General features: G+C 42.3%; 18 protein-coding genes. 5 read left to right on the top strand and 13 right to left on the bottom strand.

The window, feature by feature from the left end:
- Positions 1 to 259 (bottom strand): transposase (locus B2P60_RS03430; RefSeq protein WP_286739483.1); only part of this gene is annotated, 259 nt, incomplete at its 3' end.
- Between the two features lie 111 nt (positions 260 to 370).
- Complete coding sequence (locus tag B2P60_RS03425; RefSeq protein WP_286739481.1) at positions 371 to 1276, bottom strand: LysR family transcriptional regulator; 906 nt, start codon at positions 1274 to 1276, stop codon at positions 371 to 373.
- 294 nt (positions 1277 to 1570) lie between these two features.
- Between B2P60_RS03425 and B2P60_RS03420 the strand changes: the two genes are divergently transcribed.
- From B2P60_RS03420 to ppc, 4 genes are all read left to right on the top strand, one after another.
- Entirely contained in the window at positions 1571 to 3274 is a 1704-nt protein-coding gene (locus B2P60_RS03420; RefSeq protein ID WP_286739475.1) for an L-lactate permease, read from the top strand.
- A 65-nt stretch (positions 3275 to 3339) separates the two neighbouring features.
- Positions 3340 to 5046, top strand: coding sequence for a D-lactate dehydrogenase (gene dld / locus B2P60_RS03415; RefSeq protein WP_068408377.1), 1707 nt, complete (start codon positions 3340 to 3342; stop codon positions 5044 to 5046).
- A gap of 127 nt (positions 5047 to 5173) precedes the next feature.
- Entirely contained in the window at positions 5174 to 6316 is a 1143-nt protein-coding gene (gene lldD / locus B2P60_RS03410; RefSeq protein ID WP_068408375.1) for an FMN-dependent L-lactate dehydrogenase LldD, read from the top strand.
- Positions 6317 to 6586: 270 nt separating this feature from the next.
- Positions 6587 to 9361: a phosphoenolpyruvate carboxylase gene (gene ppc / locus B2P60_RS03405; RefSeq protein WP_286739472.1), complete on the top strand. Its 2775-nt coding sequence runs from the start codon at positions 6587 to 6589 to the stop codon at positions 9359 to 9361.
- 1558 nt (positions 9362 to 10919) lie between these two features.
- On the opposite strand, the gene B2P60_RS03400 is transcribed toward ppc, so the two are convergent.
- From B2P60_RS03400 to B2P60_RS03365, 8 genes are all read right to left on the bottom strand, one after another.
- The gene (locus tag B2P60_RS03400; protein WP_011959977.1) at positions 10920 to 11621 is read right to left on the bottom strand and encodes a VIT1/CCC1 transporter family protein; all 702 of its coding nucleotides are present in this window, start codon (positions 11619 to 11621) and stop codon (positions 10920 to 10922) included.
- Between the two features lie 81 nt (positions 11622 to 11702).
- Positions 11703 to 12386 (bottom strand): hypothetical protein, encoded by a 684-nt coding sequence (locus tag B2P60_RS03395; RefSeq protein ID WP_011959976.1) that lies wholly within the window; start codon positions 12384 to 12386, stop codon positions 11703 to 11705.
- Between the two features lie 63 nt (positions 12387 to 12449).
- Positions 12450 to 13532, bottom strand: a complete 1083-nt coding sequence (locus B2P60_RS03390) for an FAD:protein FMN transferase (protein WP_011959975.1) — start codon at positions 13530 to 13532, stop codon at positions 12450 to 12452.
- Positions 13533 to 13587: 55 nt separating this feature from the next.
- A complete protein-coding gene (locus B2P60_RS03385) occupies positions 13588 to 13902 on the bottom strand; it encodes a hypothetical protein (protein ID WP_109592595.1) in 315 nt (104 codons plus the stop codon).
- Entirely contained in the window at positions 13895 to 14485 is a 591-nt protein-coding gene (locus B2P60_RS12390; RefSeq protein ID WP_011959973.1) for a PepSY domain-containing protein, read from the bottom strand. The genes B2P60_RS03385 and B2P60_RS12390 overlap by 8 nt, the downstream gene beginning before the upstream one ends.
- 99 nt (positions 14486 to 14584) lie before the next feature.
- Complete coding sequence (locus B2P60_RS03375; protein ID WP_011959972.1) at positions 14585 to 16048, bottom strand: ATP-binding protein; 1464 nt, start codon at positions 16046 to 16048, stop codon at positions 14585 to 14587.
- 64 nt (positions 16049 to 16112) lie between these two features.
- Positions 16113 to 16787, bottom strand: coding sequence for a response regulator (locus B2P60_RS03370; protein WP_020444568.1), 675 nt, complete (start codon positions 16785 to 16787; stop codon positions 16113 to 16115).
- 19 nt (positions 16788 to 16806) lie between these two features.
- A complete protein-coding gene (locus B2P60_RS03365) occupies positions 16807 to 17412 on the bottom strand; it encodes a cytochrome b/b6 domain-containing protein (protein ID WP_020444589.1) in 606 nt (201 codons plus the stop codon).
- Positions 17413 to 17732: 320 nt separating this feature from the next.
- Here B2P60_RS03365 and B2P60_RS03360 point away from each other — a divergent pair, with 320 nt between their 5' ends.
- Positions 17733 to 18992 (top strand): ferredoxin reductase family protein, encoded by a 1260-nt coding sequence (locus B2P60_RS03360; RefSeq protein WP_020444588.1) that lies wholly within the window; start codon positions 17733 to 17735, stop codon positions 18990 to 18992.
- Positions 18993 to 19437: 445 nt separating this feature from the next.
- Here B2P60_RS03360 and B2P60_RS03355 read toward each other — a convergent pair whose 3' ends face one another.
- The 3 genes from B2P60_RS03355 to B2P60_RS03345 form a co-directional block, all read right to left on the bottom strand.
- The gene (locus B2P60_RS03355) at positions 19438 to 20196 is read right to left on the bottom strand and encodes a PAP2 family lipid A phosphatase (RefSeq protein ID WP_037058916.1); all 759 of its coding nucleotides are present in this window, start codon (positions 20194 to 20196) and stop codon (positions 19438 to 19440) included.
- Positions 20197 to 20244: 48 nt separating this feature from the next.
- A complete protein-coding gene (locus B2P60_RS03350; RefSeq protein WP_025645042.1) occupies positions 20245 to 20715 on the bottom strand; it encodes a diacylglycerol kinase in 471 nt (156 codons plus the stop codon).
- Between the two features lie 364 nt (positions 20716 to 21079).
- The gene (locus B2P60_RS03345; protein ID WP_286739460.1) at positions 21080 to 22438 is read right to left on the bottom strand and encodes a sensor histidine kinase; all 1359 of its coding nucleotides are present in this window, start codon (positions 22436 to 22438) and stop codon (positions 21080 to 21082) included.
- Positions 22439 to 22562: the final 124 nt, after the last annotated feature.

Here is a 22562-nt window from a genome sequence, read left to right as displayed (position 1 = left end):
CATGACGGTCTCTTGGGGTGGAGAGTTCAAGATCGCCTGTGTCACTGCGGACGGTCTTTTTAGTGTGCCCGTTACGCTTATTAGGTTTATCCGCCTTTTCATGCTTGGGGTAGCCAAGATGGTCTTCCATCTCAGCTTCCAAGGCAGTATCGATAAAAGATTGCATGAGCTGCTTTTGAAAGTCTTTGATGTCATCGAAGCTGTTCATGCTACCAGCCATTTGCTCGGCCAGTTTCTTGATGTCAGATTGAGTAGTCATTGCTTATTCTCCGGTTAGTGGATTATAAGCAGTTACACAGTTTTTAGGAAAGGCTCTATTAGCTTTTTTATTTCATTCATCTTTTTATAGACATCAAAATAGGCTTTTTACTTAGCAGTAGTAAGCCTGTTTCCGATGTAATGAGTCTAGCAAATGTGCAACGAGCAGTTTTAACTTTTGATCTGGTTGCCTGGCCTTAGGATATACTGCATACATGCCCAGTTCCTTTCGTGTAAACCGTTGCAAAATCTGAGTAAGTGTATGTTGTTGTATCTCCTCATGGACCAACGCTTGGGGCAAAAAAGCAATGCCTAAATCGCTGAGCGTGGCTTGTTTAATCGCACTAAGATGATTGCTATGAAACCTACCATGGACAGGCATTAATTGCTCTGTGCCGTCTATACATACTGGCCATATGTTGTTAGAGGTATTATCTAACTTATAGATTATGCACTCATGATTGTCTAATTCTTCAGGGGTTTGAGGCGTACCATATCGCTTTAAATAGTCTGGCGTCGCACATATCACCCATCGGCTATCTATAAGACGTCTTGCAATGAGCGATGAGTCTTCAAGCTCAGCGGTCCTTATTGCCAAATCAAAACCTTCTTCTATCAAGTCAACCAAGCGATTGGTAATTTGTAAATCCACCGATATTTCAGGATGTTGTTTACAGAATTCAGCAATAGATTCGCTCAATATCAAATTTGCAGAGACCACAGGCAGGGTTATTCGTATGGTGCCTTTCATATCCTCGCTGTAACCCGTTACTGCATCTTCAGCTTCCTGAAAGGCATGTTTAGCAATTTTAGCTTTGTCGTAAAGCGTCCTGCCGGCATCGGTTAAGCTCAACTTTCTAGTGGTTCTATAAATGAGTTGAGTATTTAAGTTCTCTTCTAATCTTGCAATGCGCTTGCTCACTACTGAGTTCGTCAATGATAATTTTTCAGCGACTCTAGAAAATGACCCTTCTTCAACAACTTGAACGAATAAAATCATATCGTCAGCTTTGGTCACACTTATTCTCCAATTGCAGTAATGTGTTTCTGATTATATCAAAAAAGGAAAATAACATTGTCCATTGATGCAATATATCAATGAATTAACAAGGCGTAGACTATTTCAGGGTGTTTTTGACATTGGGACATAAACTGTCGCAAGTCGTGCTCGGCTTTGTCTACAAGACAGCTTTAGTAAATAAGCAGTCCCTATTTGTGAATATTTAATACAACTTAGTCATCATGAATTCGTCAAAATAAAGGCTTCGATGACTTGGTTCAAGGAAGATCACACAATCAAAAGGATGTAATTTTGAATCAAACAATATATGGGCTTTTGGCATTACTGCCAATCGTTCTCTGTGGTATTTTTCTGATAGGTTTGCAATGGTCAGCTAAAAAAACAATGCCAATAATTTTAGTGGTTACCGCTGCGCTTGCCATTTTTATATGGGATATGACGCTTAACCGAGTGTCATCATCTATTATTCAGGGTTTGGTCATTACGGTTTCGGTATTGTGGATAGTCTTTGGTGCTATTTTTTTGTTGAATACATTAAAACATACTGGTGCAATCGCCGTTATCCGTGCTGGGTTTACCAATGTATCGCCAGATAGGCGTGTGCAAGCCATTATTATTGCATGGTGCTTTGGCTGCTTTCTTGAGGGTGCCTCTGGTTTTGGTACAGCTGCCGCTATTGCAGCGCCTTTGCTGGTGGCAGTAGGATTTCCGGCGCTGGGTGCAGTGTTGATGGGAATGATGATACAAAGTACACCTGTATCATTTGGTGCGGTCGGTACGCCTATTGTGATAGGGGTAAATGATGGGTTAGATAAAGCTGCCATTAGCGCTCAACTGGCACAAGAAGGAGTACAGTGGGGCGAATTTTTACAACTGATTACCAGTCAAGTCGCCATTATTCACGGTGTCATTGGTACGTTTATGCCCCTGTTTATGGTGATGATGCTCACCCGCTTTTTTGGTAAGAATAAAAGCTGGAAAGAAGGCTTCGCTATTTGGCCGTTTGCGATTTTTGCAGGCTTGGCATTTACAATCCCTTATATGATAACCGGTGTTTTTTTAGGGCCAGAGTTTCCGTCACTGGTCGGTGGCTTGGTCAGTATTACTGTCGTTGTTAATGCTGCTAAAAGAGGGTTTTTGGTACCAAAAACCACATGGGATTTTGAACCGCAAAAAAACTGGCCGAGTGAATGGCTTGGTAAGTTAGTGGTCAGTAAAGAAGATATTACGCTGACCTTGAGTGATAAGAAGATGTCCACCCTTATGGCGTGGTTCCCTTATTTATTGGTTGCCCTTTTACTGGTGTTTTCAAGAGTATTTACAGGCTTTCAGTCTTTACTTAACAGTGTGGCAGTAGACTTAACCTCGATTTTAGGTGAGACAGATATCAGTGCCAGTTTTAGTCCTTTATACTTACCAGGCGGCTTGTTACTAATTAGTGCTTTGGTTGCCGCCGCTTTTCAAACTAGAAAGCCCGTCAGCGCTCTAAACAGTGCCTTTAAAGAATCAACTAAAACGGTCTTAGGAGCTGGTTTTGTACTGGTTTTTACGATTCCAATGGTCAGAATCTTTATCAATTCAGGGGTAAACTTATCAGATGTGGCGAGTATGCCAGTCGCCAGTGCCGAGTTGTTTGCGGGTACTTTTGACAATGTTTTTCCATTGATTAGTGCAACCATTGGTGCTTTAGGTGCATTTATCGCAGGCTCTAATACCGTATCTAATATGATGTTCAGTCAATTCCAATATGAAGCCGCCATGAGCTTACATATTTCACCTTCTCTAATCATCGCGGCGCAAGCGGTTGGTGCCGCAGCCGGTAATATGGTTGCCATACATAACGTGGTGGCTGCATCAGCAACGGTGGGTTTACTTGGTATGGAGGGCGCCACACTTAGGCGTACTATTTTACCCACCATATACTATGTGTTGTTCTGTGGCATCATCGTCATGGCCGCCATTTACATTTTTGGTTTTCAAGGGCCCTTAGCATGATGAATGACACACAATCACAAGATAAGGAGCATCATATATCTTCGTCAAATCGCGATTCTCAAGGCATGCTTAGTCCTGATCAAGTACTAGACAAGCTAACACAATTACTGGGTGCTAGTAATGTACAGGCTGATCCAGAGAAAAATGAGCACTATAGAATGGGGTGGCGCTCTGGTGGCGGCAGTGCCTTAGCCGTTTTATTTCCGCAAACACTGCTGGAGATTTGGCGTAGCCTAGAAGTATGCGTTGAAGGCGACTGCATCATTATCATGCAAGCGGCTAAGACAGGTCTGACTGAAGGCTCAACACCGAGCGGTAATGACTACGATAGACCAGTTGTGGTGATTAATACGCTTGCAATGAACCAGTTGTATTTGGTGAATGACAACGAGCAAGTGATCAGCTTGCCTGGTGCGACATTGCATCAGCTACAAAGTCAGCTTAATGCTGTCAATAGAGCGCCTCATTCCGTCATCGGTTCCTCGACGTTAGGCGCGTCTATTATTGGCGGTATATCTAATAACTCTGGTGGGGCTTTGGTCAAAAGAGGGCCCGCCTATACCGAGCTTGCGTTGTTTGCCCAAATAAACGAACAAGGACAGCTGGTATTGGTTAATCATCTAGACGTAGAGCTAGGTGATACGCCAGAAGAAATACTGACTAATTTGCAAAATGGTAATTTTGATAAAAGAGAATTACCTGATAGTGGCAAGCTCGCATCTGACAAAGAGTACATCGCCAGAGTAAAAGACGTTGATGCAAGCACGCCCAGTCGCTTTAATGCGGACAAGCGCAGACTGTATGAAGCCAGTGGCTGCGCTGGCAAGCTTGCGGTGTTTGCAGTACGTCTTGACACTTATCCAATAGCGGCAAAAGAGAAAACCTTTTACATAGGCACTAACAGTGTGAGTGAGCTTGCACAGCTCAGAAGGCAGATACTATCAAGCTTCGACAATATCCCTGAAGTGGGCGAGTATATGCATCGTGATATATTTGATGTCTCCGCTAAATACGGTAAAGACACGTTCCTAAGTATTAAGCATCTCGGCACAGATGCCTTACCTAGATTGTTTTCTATCAAAGGCGCTATTGACGCTAAATTTCATAAGTGGTCATGGATGCCAAAGCATTTTACTGACAAAGTCATGCAGTTCATCGCTACTCTATTTCCAAAGCATTTACCGAAGCGCATGATTGAGTATCGTGAACAGTATGAGCATCACCTAATCTTAAAAATGAGTGATGAAGGGATAGCAGAGGCACAGGATTTTCTGAAGACCTTCTTTGCTGCTTCAGACACGGGTAACTATTTTGAATGTAGCCAGGAAGAGTCAGAAAGCGCGCTTTTAAATCGTTTTGCGGCAGCCGGTGCCGCATTACGCTATGAAATCATACATGAAAAAGAAGTTGGTGAGATATTGGCATTAGATATTGCCATACCGCGTAATGAATTAGAATGGCTTGAAACCCTACCTGAAGAAATTGAAAAACACTTAGAGATGAAGCTGTATTACGGACACTTCTTTTGCTATGTGTTTCATCAAGATTATATTTTGAAGAAGGGCAGTGATGCACACCTTGTTAAAAAGATGATGTTAGAGCTATTGAGCGCACGCGGAGCCAAATATCCTGCTGAGCATAATGTAGGGCATCTATACGAAGCAGAGCCTGATTTGCAGAATTTCTATAAAAGCCTAGACCCAACCAATAGCTTTAATCCCGGCATCGGTAAAATGTCGAAAACCAAACGTAACTGCTCGTGCTGTGTGTAATAGTGAGTGTGGGTTGAGCTTGCCGCTTCAAAAATAAGCCAATTGCATCCATCGTTTAGCACTAATCAATAAATAATTAGAGATTCAAAAATATTACATAGATATTTAACAGAATAAGGGCAAGCGTATGATTATTTCATCTCCAAACGACTACAGGGCTGCTGCCAAGCGCCGACTGCCACCATTTCTATTTCATTATATAGATGGCGGTGCTTATGAGGAATATACCTTAAAACATAATGTTGAAGATTTATCGAAAATTGCCCTTAGACAACGTGTACTAAATGATATGTCACTGCTTAGTCTCGAGACGCAGTTATTTAATGAAACTCTGTCTATGCCTGTCGCGTTGTCACCCGTGGGTCTGACAGGTATGTATGCCCGCCGCGGAGAAGTGCAGGCCGCTATGGCAGCCGATCAAAAAGGCATTCCGTTTACCATGTCGACAGTTTCGGTTTGTCCGATTGAAGAAGTAGCGCCTAAAATTAACCGTCCGATGTGGTTTCAGCTTTATGTATTAAAGGACCGAGGTTTTATGAAAAATGCCTTGGAGCGTGCCAAAGCGGCGGGGTGTTCGACCTTGGTTTTTACGGTAGATATGCCAGTACCAGGGGCACGCTACCGAGATATGCACTCTGGTATGAGCGGTAAAAATGCTGCTATGCGCCGTTACTTACAGTCTATGACGCATCCGCAATGGGCATGGGATGTAGGGCTAAATGGCCGTCCGCACGATCTGGGCAATATCTCTACTTATTTAGGTAAGCCAACAGGATTGGAAGACTATATAGGCTGGCTAGGTAATAACTTTGACCCCTCTATTTCTTGGAAAGATTTAGATTGGATTCGCGAGTACTGGGATGGGCCTATGGTCATCAAAGGTATTTTGGACCCAGAAGATGCCAAAGATGCGGTGCGTTTTGGAGCCGACGGCATAGTCGTATCGAATCATGGTGGGCGACAGCTGGACGGTGTTTTATCCAGTGCACGTGCTCTGCCTCCTATTGCCGATGCAGTTAAAGGAGAGATTAAAATTTTAGCCGACTCTGGTATACGTAATGGCTTAGATATTGTGCGTATGTTGGCTTTGGGCGCTGATATTTGCATGCTAGGGCGCGCTTTTATTTATGCTTTAGCAGCGGATGGCGGTGCAGGGGTAAGCAATTTGTTAGAACTGCTAGATAAAGAAATACGCGTCGCAATGACCTTGACTGGTGCCAAAACGATTGCTGATATTAATTCTGACTGTTTAGTAAAGCTGGAGAATTAAACTTGAAGCCGTTAGTTTAGTCATCAATCGTAATAATGAAACTCATAATATTGTTGGCTGACTAGGGATAGACAGATATACCATTACAGGAATGGCTGACCCAGTATCACCAAAAAATAAATGATTAATACATAAAGCTGACAACGTCTTGGCTGATGAGAAGCGAGAGCTTCGAGATCCACATAAACAGGTTAAATGGCTTACACCATAGAAAACCTACATTTAAGACCGCACGACTATATTTGAATGAATTTGATCAGGAGATCAAGGATGACTATTGATAACGACGTACTACGTGAACGCATCAGCTTATTAGGCTCATTTCTAGGAGAGGCGATTTCTCGGCAAACGGGCGAACAAACACTCAACACGATTGAAACCCTACGCCAAGGTTTTATCCAGCAACGCCGGGCGCCTAACGCAGCGAACCAGCAACAACTCATCGACTTTATTGCCTCGTTAGACAACCAAACCTTAAAAAATGTCATCCGCAGCTTTTCTATCTATTTCTTCTTAGCCAATCTCAGTGAAGAAAATTACTTACGAGAACAACGTCAAGCCTTGCGTATGCAATCGGAACATAGCTGGGAAGGCTCGTTTCGGCGTACGCTGCTTGAATGTCGTGAGCGCAATATTGAACCCGCCCAAATGCAAGAGCTGATTGAGCAACTAAAATTTATCCCAGTATTCACCGCCCATCCGACTGAAGCGCGTCGCCGTACGACGATGAATCTATTGCAGAGTTTATTCAAGCATAGCGATGCTTTGAATAATCTTCCTGAAAACAGTTTCGCCTATGAGCAAGCGAAAGAACAAACGGCGCAAACCATTGATTTATTATGCTCATCTGATGAAGTACGGACGCGTAAACCTTTAGTCTATGACGAGATCAATAATGGCCTGCATTATTTCAATGCCAGTTTATTCAGCGCCATTCCCAAAGTTTACCGTAATATTAAAGACGCCATTGTTGATATCTATCCTGAGCTAACAGACTATCCCTTACCGGCGTTCATGAGCTTTGGTTCTTGGATCGGTGGTGACAGAGATGGCAATCCCTTTGTCACTCATGACACCACAGAAATGGCCGTATTGATGCATGCCAATACCGTCTTGCGTCACTATCAAGTGTTGATCAAAAAATTGCGTCGTGAACTGATTCACAGCGATACAATTGTCGCTATCGAACCTGACGTGTATACAAAAATTGAAAGTTATCGTGAGCTCGACAGACGAGTCTTTGATTACAATACTGACGATTACAACAATGAGCCGTACCGAAGACTGTTATCGATTATTCTTGCCAAAATAAAATCGACTAATAGCCATATTCAAAGCAAAGGTAGTGATAGCGAGGCTGAAAAAGATGCTTACACCAATCCGCAAGAATTGTTAGAAGATTTACGCATCATTCGGAAAAGTGTCAATACTCACGATACGGCACATGGCGAAGGCTTATTACTTGATATGATTCGTTTGGTCAAAACCTGTGGTTTTCATTTGGCAGCGCTCGATATTCGTCAAGAGTCCTCTTATCATAGCGAGGTGATAGCTGATATTTTTGCCAATGCCTCTAATCTGCCAGATTATCAAATGCTCACTGAAACTGAGCGCCAAGAATGGCTAACGCGCTTACTTGAAAAGCCCGGTACACCGCTCATTTATACCGATAACTTGAGTGATAAAACACGCGAACAATTGGCTTTGATGAACTCTGTGGCAACCTTACGTAAGCTGGTCGGGCAAGATACTTTCGGCAGTTACGTCATATCAATGACCAATAACGCCAGTCAATTATTAGAAGTGTTACTACTCATGCGCTTTGCAGGCTTATGTACAGTGAATGACGAAGGGCAACTGTCCGCTGACTTACCCGTCGCACCCTTGTTTGAAACCATCGAAGACCTTAAAAATATCGATAAGATTTTACCTGCCGTCTTGGATAATCCGCTTTATCGAGGGTTGCTGCAACACTTAGATAACACGCAAGAAATCATGCTGGGTTATTCAGATTCATCAAAAGATGGCGGTATTATCACCTCTGCATGGCAGCTGTATAGCGCGCAGCAAACCATTAACCGTATCGCTGAGGAATATGGTATCAAAACCCGCTTGTTTCATGGCCGTGGTGGCTCAGTCAGTCGTGGTGGAGGCTCAACCCATAAAGCAATTGCGGCGCAACCTGCCGGCACACTGCATGGGCAAATCAAAGTGACCGAACAAGGCGAAGTTCTTTATGCCAAATATGCCAACACTGATACTGCGGTATTTGAGCTGACCATGGGTATCACTGGCACGCTCAAAGCTTGCTCCTCAAAATTTGTAATACAACCGCCTGAGTTGCCACATTACGAAGCACTCTTTGCGCGTTTAGCAGACGCGGGTGAACAGCATTATCGTCAGCTGACTGACCATACCGAAGGCTTTTATCAATTCTACTCACAAGCGACGCCAGTGGCAGAAATATCTTTATTAAATATTGGTTCACGTCCGTCGCACCGTAATAAAGGCCTACCAAGTAAAACCACTTTGCGTGCCATTCCTTGGGTATTTGGTTGGTCATTAGCGCGCTTTACACTGCCAGCTTGGTATGGCGTTGGCAGTGCACTGCATAGCGTCATCGATGATGAAGCATTAATGAAGGAAATGATTGACTACTGGCCATTTTTTAACGTGTTTATTAGCAATATTGAAATGGCGTTTACTAAGTCTGATATGAGTATTGCTCATGCCTATAGCCAATTATGTGACGATGAGACTTTACGTGAACAGATTATGAAAGCGGTGACTGACGAGCATGAGCTGACTTATTCAGGTTTAAACTCCCTGCTTAATCAGACCTCATTATTGGCGCATCAGCAGAATCTTGCCGCTTCCCTTGAATGGCGAGATGCTTATTTAGATCCAATTAACTATATACAAATCGAGCTGTTAAAACGTGCCAGACAAAAAGATGCTACTGGTAATGACGGTGATCTTGCTGTTGAAGATACTTTAGTACGCAGTATCAATGCTTTAGCAGCAGGTTTGCGCAATACGGGATGATTGCTAGAGAAGTACATTCAGATACCTAAATACATTACTTTACTCTAATCAACTTAGGAAGGTTGAAGAAGTGTAGGGTTAACTAATGTAGACATTCAGCTATACTAGTAGCTGAATGTCTGTATGAGGAACTAATCTTTATCTTTATAAGAAACGTTATGACAAATGATAATAGATGGAATAAGTCAGTTTTTAGTAGTTCCTTTGAGCTCTAGATTACGGATGCAGATGTGGGTGAGTTTCTATCGTCAGGCTGCCTAACTAAAATATATCAAGTTTGTTTATATAGATTTGACTATAGGGGTCAATAATTTTAGAGGCTAAAGCTAAAGATAAAGATAAAGATCAGAACATGACAATTGCTTTGATAATACTTCAATACAAAGCATGTGGGAATCACCGAATAGCAAGTTGGTGTACTGGCAAGATTTGAACGCATTATTGGTATTAATAGTACATTGAGCTAAATCAAAAATACACTATAGTCCAAAAATATTTAGGCGTACAAAAACCCCAGGCAGATCGTAAGAACTGTTTAACTATAATAGATAGTGAAGTAGGTCAAAGTAAGAACCGAATAATAAGTTGTAGACTATGTGTTGCTATTGAGCTAGAAGGCATTAAACAGATATCATGAACTCAACACCACACAGCCATCATTTGAGTTATGCGTACCTAAAGTTAGGTTCACGAGTTAGAATAGGTAATTGTGTAGTAAAAACAATACCCTATAGTTCAGAGAAAAATAAATTGTTCATGAACCTTAATGTGTAACATATCCTAAGTGCAACAACCTTCATTTAAACTGTTAGGATTCTTAACTGAGACACCTATAAGCTTTAGTATTAAAAGTAAAATCATCAAGCTACTACGACTGGACAAATCCTCACATTAGTGAGCAGTAGTCCCATCGCAATTAGATTTAATTAATGATTAGAGTAGCTCATGATGAGATGAGTCAGTAATATGGCGAATATTCATAGTTAGTCCGATATTTTTACATGTTATAGATATTAACGATATTGGCACCTTCGATATAGTCGATACTCTATAAATAAGGTATGGACTAAAACTTTTTACCCTACTATTTACAGGGACTTCATTCAGTTTTCTTGTATTCAAGCTATATTGAGCCAAATATATAATGAACTGCACCATTAATGAGAAGATTTAGACTCTATACATGATTGATCGTAGAGTTCCTATACTTTTCAAGTCTTAGATTCTACAATATGTAAAGCATCCATATACATTACATATTAAATCGAATGAGTCCGCTATTCTTACATGTTACATATATTAATTTCAATAAATTCAATTGCTTAAAAAATAATCCGTAATTATTTTAGGGATTTTAGTACAAACTATTAGTTAGCTTTGTAATAAAGATTACAGAGTTCTATGATGCGTAACGCAATAGACAAGCTAGTTCAGCAGTTTGTTATAAGTAGTTCCATTATATCAGTCTGTTTTAAGTGGTCTATTAATAGGTTCAAGGGCTAAAATAGCTGGTTCCGCTAGGGTATACCCTTATTTACTGACCAGTTTTATGAGGCCCCTATAATGCTGCCACCCCAAACAACCGACCAATCAATGATGTTGCGACCATAGCGAGCACACCCCATATCACAACTCTAGACGTAGCAGGAATAACAGGGGCACCGCCCAAGCGCGCTGATATTATGCCAAGTAGCGCTAAGCCTACTATCGTTAAAGTCGCGAGTGACCAAACCAGTGTTTGTGCTGGCAAAAGTAAAATACCAATAATCGGTAATATGGCGCCCGCAATGAATGACAATCCAGAAGCAACTGACGCATGAATCGGCTTAGCTTGACTCAGATCTGTCAAACCAATCTCATCTCGGGCATGCGCCTCTAGTGCATCATGCTCAGTCAAAGCTATGGCAACTTGATGCGCTAAGACATGATCCAGTCCACGTTTCTCATAAATTTTGGTGAGCTCAAATAGCTCGCGCTCAGCATTATGAGTCAGTTCATGCAACTCTTTATCCAGATCCGCTTTTTCGGTATCAGCTTGAGACGATACTGAAATATACTCACCAGCTGCCATCGATAGAGCACCTGCGGTTAACGCGGCCATCCCTGTCAATAGCAGTGTTTGACTATTTGCACTTGCTGCAGCGACACCGACTAATAGACTCGCGGTTGAAATCAGTCCATCATTGGCACCAAGTACTGCTGCCCTAAGCCAATGATTGCGATTGCTTAGATGAGCTTCGTCGTGAATAGAATGATGCATAGCATAGATACCCTCAAACGATTTAGACATAAATTAGAATATGTCAGTGTAGCCTATAATGACACACCAATTTCCACATAGTTACCTTGCTTGCTTTAAAGCGATTATTCGATAGGTTATTAGTAAAAAGACTATTGTTTGACTGCCGGCATAAAATAATAACAAAGGCAGCGCGCGACTGTCTGAGCCCACCATAAACACATGAATACTGATGAACATATACGCCATAAAGGTCAAAAAGTGTAGCCAGCGCCATGCTGATTGACCAATATACTGCTTAATATAAAAACTAAACGCACAGATAAATAAGAACCAAAACCCCAACTGCCCCAAGGCCACGCCCACACGCTCAGTTTGAAAACCAAAAGGCATTAGCACCTGCCATAAGTTCAGATTTAAGAAATTATCTGCTAATAAGATACCAGCATGAAACGCGGCAAAGCCTACGGCAATCAGGCTTAGATACTGATGTAAGACAAATACCCGCGCTGCATTAAAGCGCTTGCCTAAACGAGTGCTTAACAACAAGCCAAAAATGACTGCCAACCAAAATAACGTATAAGCGATAACACCGCTTGCCCGTGATAAATACCAAAAGTGTTTATCTGTGCTGGTCAGTAGCTGAGATACCGTCTCTCCCCAAGTTAACGACGCATAACCACCAACTCCGATAGCAATGCTTAACGTTAAGCCAACCCATAGAGCCTGAGTGAGAACATTAGTATTGGAAGCAGTATGACTGCTGGTAGGATGGTCTGTATGCATGACTATGCTCCTATGAATGGCTTTACTTAATGTATTGATATCTAGCGCATGTCGCGTGATAAATTAACTAGCAAGCAGGTTTGGACGCATGGCAGAAGTCACCATCACTTTGTTATCCCTATCTATTAACAACGCCGCAATATGGTGTTTGTTGAGCCACGCCACGGCTGCTTTAACACCAAGAAGCACGCAGTATTTGGCGTATACCTCCGCCGTCATCGCATCTTTCGCCAGTACCGTTGCAGTTAGGACGTCACTTGTTACTGGACGCAAGTCATGCGGATGGATCAAATGATGTTGCCAGCGGCCGTCGTGCAACCAGCGACGATAATCTTGCCCAGATGTGGCGACAGCCCCAGAGCTGAGCTTGAGGATCGCCACATCTTCATCATTGTGAACGTGCTCACTATTGGCAAAATACGGCTTGGCAACAGCCACTCCCCAAGACACCGGTTTATCTGTTGGGTTTTTTGGAACACCAATCGCGATATCCCCACCCATATCGACTAAGCAGGGAATATGCCAGTCATGAACTCGGCTAATATTTTCCGCCAACTGCATGGCGCACCACCCTTTGACATATCCATTCAAATCCAGTGCCATGCCAGCTGGCAGATATACTTGATGTTGTCTGTCAGCTAACTGGCGAAGCTGAATACCTTCTATCTGCTGATTGGCATGGTTAGCACTTGTCGTGTCTTGCACGTTTGTAGGGGTGCTTACGCTAGTAACAGGTAATGATGGCACAGACATTTTGGGCAAGGTCTCAAATGAATGCTTATAGCCTGCGTCCCATAGAGGGTGCAATAACGTTGGTGTTACTAAGCCTTGAGTCTTTGAGACAAAGTGAATGGCACGCTGCAACACCTCAAATAATTCTGAACTCACCTCAGACCATTGGTCGCCACGGTTATTCAGTCTCATAAGCTCACTGCTGTCATCAAAACGACTGAAGATATGTTCCCAGTCAGCTAAGCGCTGCTGAATATCGTTTGTCAAAAAAGCGACTTGTTGGTCTATTCTCATTTGTGAAGGTTGCGCGCTCAGTCTTGTGGTATTTAAGCTAATTTGAATGTGACAACCCATGGCAAACAGTTTAATCGTTGCCAGTTGCGGTGTTGTTTGATTGGACATATTTGTGTGCATTCAAAGCCCTCCCTTGACTAAACATTCAAACTAAATAATCTGTGGTTTTTCTTATTTATTGAGAAGATCGCGTACGAGCGACAACCCTTATTACCTCAACAGGTGCGACTGCATTGACCTGTCGCAATTGATTGATATCAGCGATGGGCGTTGGCGTGACTGCCCTTTCATCAGACTCAGCAACAGCAGTGCTTATAATGGCAGTGCTCACAGGGGCAGTTTTTTGTTCTTGATTGAGTAGTACCAGCCATCCTGCCATAGTACCTGCAATCGAGACCATCATAATGCTGCTTTTAAGAGCGGCAAAAGGATCTGCTTTTTTAGCCATTTTTTTGACGGCTGGTGTCGAATGTGATTTGGTATTAGTCATCGTATTCCTCCTCATCATGTTGCTGATAGCTCATGGCGATTAGGCGATCATTCTCTTTATAGTATTTTTTATCGTGTGCTTTGCGATGTTTATCCTCTTTACGTTTATCATCATCGTGGTGCTTATCTTCATAATCGTCATCGTCAAATCTCTCAGCACGATAGTCATTGGTCGCAACCGGATTCAGTACAGTGCCGACACTGGCATCAATATAAGTAGCGCCGCTGTCTAATAGCACCTCATAAGCGACGGTGCCGTTATAATTGACGAGCTCGGGTGAAGCCTGCAATACTGAATTGGGCGCGTCTTGCTGCGCAAGCGCAGTTGCTTGCGTGGCTGTGAGTGCCGCCAGAGGTGATGGATTGGCAAATGGGGATTGCGTGAGAGGGTTTGCCACGGCTTTAAAGGACGATAAATCAGAGGATATAGAGGTAATGTCAGTATTTTGACTCATGGCATTCGCAGCTGATAGTGCGTCATCAGCGCTGGGCGACTGGACAGATAAGGCGATAACGCCACCAAAAAACACTAATGAGGTTGCACCAACAGTCAATAATAAGGGTTTTAATAGAGGTAGGCTCATAAGATTGTACTCCGTCTATATTATTAGGGAATACAACTAGCATACGGGGTAAATATTAACTCAACCTTAAGCCCACGCCGATTAATTTTTATCGTTTTATCAGATGCTTGATATCGCTTTTTTATGTCTTATCGTGACGATAAAGCCAGTTTCTGGTTGAGAGCGGTTAGCAAACTCTAACGTCAGACCGTGCAGCTCTGCTATTCGATTGGCAATGGATAGCCCAAGACCGCTACCTAATTGGCTTTGACCTGCTGGGCGATAAAAGCGCTCGCTTAAGCGCGTCAGTTGTTCTGGCTCGACGCCACTGCCATTATCGACCACTCTAATAGCATTGGTGTCGAGCTGAAGTTCAATCAAAGCGCCCTCGGGACAATAGCGAATGGCATTGTCCAACAGGTTACGGATGAGCAGTTTGAATAAAATTGGATTGATAAGGATGGGTAGAATATCAGCAGGATTGTCACAGTTCACAGTGCGTTTTAATTGCATGTGCTTTTCACGAGCCAGCCGATTGACATCACTGAGTACAATATCCGTTAGCATCAACCAATCCGGACTTTCTAATTGCTCAGGAGGTAATTGTTGTTGCGGTTCTATTTTGGCTAAAATCAGCAGTTGATCGACCAAATGAGTGGCCCGCTCAATGCCATTGCTAATGTTTTGGGCATGATAGAACAGCTGATTATCGTCTTCTACGCCAGATAACTGCAATATCTGCTGCTGTAACAAATCAGCTTGTAGCTTTAACGCCGCAAGCGGGCTTCTAAGCTCATGTGAGGCATCGGCGGTAAAGCGCTGCTCACGTGCTAGGGTATCCGCGACTTTTACAAACAAGACATTTAAGGCGCTCACTAACGGTTGGATCTCTTTGGGCACGTCCGCTGTGATGGGGCTATCATCTTGCGGTTGACGCTGTTCAAGCGCACTACTAATCTGAGTTAACGGCATAAACCCCCGCCGGATCAGCCACACCACCAAACCCATAAATGCAAATAGCCCAATCAACATCGGCAGCACTTGCACGGACATGGCATCAGTAATCATCTCTCGGCGAGATTTGAGGTTCTGTCCGACGGCAATGACCCGACCTTCATAGTCATGATCATCATGGACGTAAAATAAACGCCAGCGCTTACTAAAAGGGTTGAGGCGCTGATAGGCAGAATCATGCTCTTCTAAAAACCCATGCTGGTCTGGCAAAAAAGCAAATGATTGACCATTTTCATCAGCCATTAATAGACGGCCTTTTTTATCCCAAATGGCAAAGCCCATATAGTCATCCTCAGCCTCACCAAGATCACCTGATAGCTGCTTACTTTTTAACGCATAGATTTTGGGCGTGTGCTTTTTGTTATCATCCCTTTGCCTATGATGGTCTTTATCGTCCTCTTCTTTGGGGGCGACCCCTATTAAATAACGGGCAACTTGAGTGATTTGGGTGTCATTCATCTCATTGATTTCGTGCCAAAGCTTCCACGCAATAAAGCTTGAGGTAAGCACCCACAGCAAAGGTAAACCAATCAGTAGCGATGTTAATAGCCGTTGCTGAATACTTTTCATAGGCTCACCAAGTAGCAGACAAAGTGGAGGCACCAAAAACAGACCGTTGAATGCCTAACGGTGGTTAATGGTGGTTATGGACTGGATTGAGATAGTAGCCAATACCGCGTTTGGTCAAGATAAAATCATTGCCCAGTTTTTTACGTAAATGATGAATGTGTACTTCAATGGCATTGCTTTCGATATCTTGTTGCCACCCATATAGCTTGTCTTCTAAGCTTGCGCGGCTGTGGATTTGCTTAGGGTGGGTCAGCATTTGCTCTAAGATTGCCACTTCTTTGATGGTTAATTCTACCATTTTGCCTTGATAAGAGACTTGCTGATTCTGAGGCTGATAGGCCACTTCGCCATAACGGACTTCAGGTTGACACCGACCTTGGCTGCGTCTCATCAATGCTTGTAGACGGGCAATCACCTCATCTAATGCAAATGGCTTCACCAAATAATCATCAGCGCCGGCATTGAGTCCTGCCACACGATTGGCAATCGCATCGCGAGCGGTGATAATCAATACTGGCGTATCTATGTGTTTTTCCCGCCAGTTTTTTAGGACGGTCATGCCATCACCTTTTGGCAAGGTCAAATCCAGCAGTACCGCATCAAACATGCCATCTTGCAGCGCCATCTCACCTTGCTTGGCATCACCAAACCAATCCACCATCATGCCATGACTTTTTAAGCCAAGGACAATTCCATCAGCGATGGTGCTGTCGTCTTCTATCAATAATATGCGTGCCATAAGTGTTCCATCGCTTGACTTATTTCATAGTAGTCGGCTTGTCTGTCACCGTTTTTTTGCCCGTTATCATTGATTTAATGAGGTTTTGGCGTTGCCAGTAACTCATGGCAATCGCTGCGATGATATGTAGAGGAACCAGTAGATATAAGCTGTTTGCTAATAACTCATGAATCTCTTCAAGCACCTCTTTATCACCAAACAGCCCTGCTTCCATCAGATAACCGGTTAGTCCTAACCCTATAGTCACAGCCCATAACGATAACATCATCAGTGCGGCCAAGGGGTTATGACCAAGATTCTGCTCATCAACGCGTCGAACGCTTAAATCTGATACATGCCGTTTGAGTCGTTTTGGTGTGGGGAAAAAGCCAGTAAAGCGTGCATAGCGCGTGCCAACCAGACCCCAAAGTAAACGTATGACCACCAGTCCCAAAACGGTATAGCCGACATACTCATGCCACTCACCACCATCTTCGGTAAAAAACAGATTAGCAATAATACCAGCTGCGACTGTCCAATGAGTCACTCTTACTAATAGGTCCCAAACTTTTACTTGCCTCGCTTTAGGCATGTTCGGTACATGTGCAGAAGAGTCGTCCCAATTAATGATGTCTTTTTGGCTCATGGTTGTCACTCCTTAATCATTTGTTTGTTTATTGACAACACCCGCTGCTAAACACTGAAAATCAGCAAGATATCGTAAGCAGACGAGATATCACATCATCTGCCTTATCGCTATTACAACAAACAAATCTTAAGGTGAGCTTAGGACGTTAAAACAGGTAAATCATTGTGCAGCGAACCGGTAGCCTACGTCGTGCCATATACACCACTTAAGAATTATTTAAGAATCAGGCTGTATTATTAGCCATACTTCTCAATAAATACCTACTTGTTAAATCAAGCTTTCTTAACGGCAATAAAATAATTTTTCGGGAGATTCTTATGGCTTTAAAGTCATGGCAAGTGATCGGTAGTGTCGTACTGATCACTTCAATCACTGTACTCATGCAAATTTCCTCTGAAACGTGGATCACATCAGCAACAGTCAGTTTGATAATGGGTGCTTCGGCTTTAGCGTGCATGGCAAGCTCATGCATACTCGCTAGCCGTTGGCACGGTATTGAAAGGCTCTTTGGCGGTCTGGACAGGGTTTATGAAGCGCATAAGTGGATTGCTATATGGGCACTTATTTTCGCTGTCTATCATTTTGTCTTCAAAGCCAAGCTAGACGCTTGGGATCTTGCGCCCATTTTGGAGTTGTCCAAATATTGGACGCGTTTGATGCGTCAACTCAGCCTTGTCGCGTTAGGTCTGATTATACTACTGGCGCTGAATCGCAAAATCCCGTATGGCAACTGGCGTTGGTTGCATAAGTTCTCAGGCCCACTTTTTTTAATCGTTATACTACATTGGCTGAGCTTTGAGTCTCCCATCACACTGACTAGTCCAGCAGGTATTTGGTTAGCACTACTTTGTTCTGTAGGCGTGATTGCAGCATTGTACAAGATGATATTGTACCCATTCATTGCCAAAGCCGGAGAGTATAAGTTAGTCGCTATATCCCAGGGCAAAGCGGCGGTACACTTGGAGTTTGAGCCAGTCCGTAAAGGGTTTCAATTTAAGGCTGGTCAATTTGCCTTTATCTCTCTTAAAGAACCAGGTTTGCACGAGCCGCATCCTTTTACCATAGCTAACGCACCTTCTGATACTGGACACATCCATTTTGTGATTCGAGCATTGGGTGATTATACAAAAAAGCTAAATGAACAAGCCAAAGTGGGTATGTTGGCTGATATTTATGCGCCTCATGGTAATTTTAAACGTATATCAAATGCAGAGCGTGAAATCTGGATTGGTGCCGGAGTAGGAATCTCTCCCTTTATTTCTTGGCAAGAGGATAAAACTATCGGTCATTTTGAACGTGCCACTCTGATATATTGCTTCGATCCTGCGCGTGTTTTTCCAAGTGTTGAGCGTATGCAGGAGATGACAGAACAGTCTGGAGTAGATTTCGTAGCCAACCCAAGTGGTAGTAATGCCATGGCTGAAACCATTCGGCAAGTCGCCAGTGAAGTTAATCCAAAGCAGATTCAGATTAGTTTTTGCGGTCCAAAAGGGCTTTTAGGAAAAGTACAAGAGTTAATGAAAGAAAATGGTATTCCTGCCAAAAATATTCATTATGAGTTTTTTGATTTTCGCTAGAACACGTACAATTTGCCGTGCTTAACACAAACCCAATAAGACAAATGGCACGCTGGCTCAAGTCATAAAGTCATCGGTGCTAGTGCTAAGTAGGCGAACGACAATGGTATACAGATTAATTTAAGTCATCGAACGTTGATCAGGAGCCTGGTGGTTTAAAGGCCGTCTTATACTTAATGGTCTACAGTGACTTAACATGAAATGGATATACCGCCATTTCATGTTAAAAAGGACACTACTGTGTACACGGAGCTACTATAAATAACTAGGAGTGATGATAACAATAGCGTACAACCGAATATTCAAGTCCTCACTAGGGAACCGAATCAGTGAAAGTACCTAATTGGTTCCTTATGGGTATACCCTAAATAGAACCATCTAATATTTTATGCATAGCTTAAGTATTATGACGTGTGATTATAGGTGTTAATAATAAATGTAGTTATCAACTTATCAAAGTATTAGACTCAATGTTTCTGCCTTCATAAATGGTTGCTTTTTTGAATAAGAAGCTGGCAAATGTACAAGTTGTTGTCAGTGACAGCAGCATTGATACCAGCGTATGGCTAAAAAAGTGATCGCCAAAACTCATTTTATACAGCCCCATCGTCCAGCCTAAAACAGTCACTACTGTAAATATCCTATAGCGATATTTGTGTAGACTAGGTAAAAAAGCCAGGCCATATAAAGAGAACCCTGCACTGGCATGGGCGGCTGGGAAGCATTTGGAATCGGTTTTAGCGGTTATGTTTTGCCAAATATTCAGATAAGGTAAGTCCCCACCAAACAGCGTTAAATGATTGGGGCAACTGACATGAGTGACACTCTTTAATAGGGCAACAGTAGAAGGTACGACGATAAGAATAATCAGTAGGTAGCTTATTTCACGTACTGAAAAGGGAACCATAAATTGATTGATACTTCTATTCTTGATGATAGAAACATTATTCGAAGGCTGTCTGTATTTAATAATTAACACAGTGATTAAGTAGAGGGCTAGCAAAATCAATAATGCTTTAGGAGCATCATAAAAGATGAAAGCATAAGGCTGTGCGCCCTTTTGTATAAGCCATTGCCCATTAGTATAAAAAAGCTCGCTGATGTGAATATCAAACTGGCTATGTTCAAAGATTAACGCTGTAATGATCGTTAAGCAAAGCAGCTTAAGCCACATCCAATCAGATGAGTTATTTTCCAATGCCATTGAAATACCTTTCAATATATTAATTTGCAAAACCTCAAGTGCTATTCGCTATAAGACGTTAAATAATGCCATCAGCCATAAAACAAACAATAGCAATAACGCCAAAAACTGGGCAGCAGAACCGACATCTTTAGCTATTTTAGCGAGCGGATGTTGTTCTGTAGAAGTATGGTCAACGCAGGCTTCGATACCTGTATTGAATAGCTCGACGATAAGCGATAGAAACGAAACTATTAACAGCAGCATTTTTATATAGATAGCAAAAGGCATAAATATTAAAACGATAAGTAGTAAAAAGTTAAGCCAAATAACTTGCCTAAAGGCCGCTTCATATTTATAAGCCGCTTTAAAACCATCTATCGAGTAGCCCGTCGCTTTTAAAATACGAGACAGCCCCTTTTTACCTTTAACTTCACTCGCAAAGCTATCAGCTACCAGTAGAGAGCCAGTTGTTTCTTTAAGTTTATAATCAAAATCTGCGGCTTCATTATCGAGAATAGTAGGTTTGCGAGTACTCATGTTGATTGCTTAATAGTCATTAAAGTTAGAGGGTATGGCAAGCTTTGGGAATAAAATAAAAAGTGCAATCACCGATATAATTCTTGTTGTAATGATCCCAGTGTAGGAGGGCACTGGTTAGCACTTAGGTATCATTATAAGATTGGTATCGTTAAGAAAGCGTTAAGATAAAACCCTGAAATTAAATTTATACCGTTGCTTAAGTAGGGCAATTGCGGGTTTTAGACTTTTGATATAGCGTCTTTACTAAGCTTAATACCTAAATACTGGACAAACCAAAAAGCAGTAACTAACACCTGTGCTATTGAGGTGTCGGCTACTGCTTTGACTAAAGCTATATAATTGGGCTTATCGTTCGATAGCCTTAACGATAATAAATACTAAAGCTGCTGCCCCCAGTTTTATTGGCTTGATGGGTTAATTCCCAATCCATATGCGTCATAATACGCTGCACGATACTAAGTCCTAAGCCCGACCCTTCAACCTTATTACTAAATGCCTTATCTGTGCTCGAATTGTCATCCGTTTTGCCATCCGTTTTGCCATCCGTATTGCTATGCTCTAAACGCTCAAAGCGCTCATACAGCAGCGGCATCATACTCTCAGGAATACCAAGACCCGTATCAGTAACGACTATTTTGTCACTATCGATAGTTATGATGACTTCGCCATCATCTGTGTATTGAAAGGCATTTTTAATGAGGTTACCTAGCGCCATTTTTAGCAGTTCAGGACGCACGTTTGTAAAATACACTTGTTCAGCGATTATTGTACAAGTGACTGACTTATATTTGAGTAGATAGTTTAAGCGCTGCGCCTCATTTATAGCAATACTATTAATAGAGGTTTGCGGGGCATCCAGTTTTTCAGGGGCACGAGAGAGTAGTAATAAGGCGCTGATAATCTCAGTGGTCTCCTTTGCAGTCGTGTTGATACGGTTAGTAAATTCGCTTAAATAGCTGTCGTGCGCTAATTGGGAGGCTAATACCTCGGATGCGCCCATTATTATGGTTAAAGGGGTACGCAATTCATGGCTGACATCGCCTGTGAATAATTGCTCACGCTTTAGATACTGCTCAAGGTTATTATTTTTCTCATCAATCGCTTGTGCTAACACCCCAACTTCTGAGGGTAGGTGGGTTAATTCGGTTAAATTTTGATGATCGGTCTCTACCGCTTTTTTTAGATCTAATAAAGGCTTGATGATTTGCTTAGAGGATAAATAAGAGAATAGCGCAGCGATTAGTAAGCTCAAAAGGACCGCAATTTTTAGTGCATCAGCAAATATATCTTCTAGATTCTCAAAGATTGCTAAAACAGGATAATTCTCCATCGCCATTTCAGACCCTTCTAAGTAGGTCAAAATATAGTTTTGCTCATTTTGTGGATAAGCAAAAAAATGCAGATTAGTTTCAGTTTTACCCGCTTTATTATTTACGGTTACTCGCATTTCTTGAACGGTTCCGTTGGCTATTGTTTTTAAATTCTCAGGCGCACTATCATAACGATAAATTTTAATACCCGGATTTGCTGTATAAACAGCCTGTTCACCATATTTTTCTTGACTGATTTGTAGCTGCTGTAAAAGTCGCCCTTTCACTAAGTCCTGTTCAATTCGCATCTCAGCATACATAAAAATGCTGACGAAAGCCGTGCAAAGCAATAAAGCGAATACAAAATAGGAGATTCGAAACTTATTGGCGATTGAGTCTATAGTGAACATGGCAGACGCTTATTTAGTGTAAGGCAATAGATAGCGTAAGAAAAAATATAGATATGACTGCTTATAATAGACTCTAATCTGTAAATCGTATTGTGAAATTTTAGGGCGTGTTGAACATTCATAA

Origin of the sequence: Psychrobacter sp. UBA3068, assembly GCF_002366815.1 — a bacterium.
GTDB lineage: Bacteria > Pseudomonadota > Gammaproteobacteria > Pseudomonadales > Moraxellaceae > Psychrobacter > Psychrobacter namhaensis.
Note: the sequence above shows the minus strand (reverse complement) of the source record. Positions and strands in the feature narration are given on the sequence as shown.